The sequence below is a fragment of the Oscillibacter sp. CU971 genome (genome assembly GCF_905219725.1).
Classification (GTDB): domain Bacteria; phylum Bacillota; class Clostridia; order Oscillospirales; family Oscillospiraceae; genus Oscillibacter.
Map to the genome: position 1 here is coordinate 1 of NZ_CAJMXG010000445.1, position 1,604 is coordinate 1,604.

2 protein-coding genes are annotated in these 1,604 nt (G+C 67.8%); both read left to right on the forward strand.

Going from position 1 to position 1,604, the window contains the following annotated elements:
• Window positions 1–1,023 (forward strand): PD-(D/E)XK nuclease family protein (locus tag JX325_RS16400; protein WP_204792103.1); only part of this gene is annotated, 1,023 nt, incomplete at its 5' end.
• 1 nt (window position 1,024) lies between these two features.
• Window positions 1,025–1,604: UvrD-helicase domain-containing protein (locus JX325_RS16405; protein WP_204792104.1), on the forward strand; the 580-nt coding region annotated here is incomplete at its 3' end.

Below are 1,604 nucleotides of genomic sequence, written 5' to 3' on the forward strand. Positions count from 1 at the left end.
CCCCAAATCGGCACCTTCCTCCACTTCCTCCTGGAGCGCGTCACCCGGGACGTGCAGGCCCTGGGGGGCTTTGCCCAGGTGGATCAGGACGCCCTCCATGCCCTCATCCGCAAGTACATCGAGGAATATGTGGAAAAGGAGCTGCGCAACTTCCAGAACCGGAACGCCCGCTTCCGCTACCTCTTCGCCCGTCTGCGCACGACCGCCTACGCCGTCATTGACCAGGCGGCGGAAGAGCTCCGCCGTTCCGACTTTGTCCCCCTGGCCTTCGAGCTCTCCTTCGGGGACGGCCCGGAATCGGACATTCCCGCCGTGGTGATCTCCGAGCCGGACGGGGAGCTGCGGATAGGGGGCAAGGTGGACCGGGTGGACGGCTGGCTGAAGGACGGGAAACTCTACCTCCGGGTGGTGGACTACAAGTCCGGCAAGAAGGCCTTCGACCTCGCGGCGGTCCGCATGGGCCTGGACATCCAGATGCTCCTGTACCTCTTCACCCTGCACAAGGCGGGCCCNTCCTATTTCGGCAGGGAGATCGAGCCCGCCGGGGTCCTCTACCTCCCCGCCCGGGACGACATTCTCTCCGCCCGGCGGAACATCCCCCCGGAAAAGCTCCAGGCGGAGCGGGAAAAGCAGCTGCGCCGCTCCGGCCTCCTCCTGGCGGAGCCCCAGGTCCTTCAGGCCATGGAGCACGAGGCCCTGACGGAGCCCCGGTACCTCCCCCTCCGGGTGAACAAAAGCGGGGACCTCTCCGGGAGCCTTGCCTCCGCCGCCCAATTGGGGAAGCTGGGCCGGTATGTGGACAAGCTCCTCCGGGACATCGCCGGGGAGATCCGGGGCGGGGTCATCGACGCGGACCCCTGCTGCCACACGGAGGAGGACAGCCCCTGCCGCTATTGTGACTGGGCCCCCGCCTGCCATTTTCAGGACGGCCGGGACGGCGACCGCCTGCACTACATCCTCCCGGTGAAGCCCGGCGAGTTCTGGCAGGAGATCGAAGGAATCGAAGGAAAGGAGGCGGACTGACATGCCCGTAACCCTCACCCCCCAGCAAAAAGCCGCCGTGGAAAACCGGGGCGGGAGCCTGCTGGTCTCCGCCGCCGCCGGCTCGGGCAAGACCCGGGTCCTGGTGGACCGCCTCTTCCGCTATATCACGGAGGAACGCCGGAACATAGACGACTTTCTCATCATCACCTACACCCGGGCCGCCGCCGCGGAGCTCCGGGGCAAAATCGCCGCCGAGCTCTCCCGCCGCATGGGAGAGGACCCGGCCAACGCCCACCTCCGCCGCCAGCTCCTCCNGGTCTACNAGGCGGACATCAAAACGGTGGACGCCTTCTGCGCCGCCCTCCTCCGGGAGAATACCCACCTCCTGGCCCGGGAGGAGGACAAGCACGCCCTGACCCCGGACTTCCGGGTCCTGGACGAGGGGGAGGCCCTTGTCCTCCGCCGCCGCTGTCTGGACCGGACCCTCTCCCGGTTTTACGAGACTCTCACCCCCGGNGGCGAGCAGCTGGCGGACACCCTGGGGGCGGGCCGGGACGACTCCGCCCTGGCGGAGCTGGTGCTGGAGCTTTATGACAAGCTTCAAAGCCACGCCTCCCCCT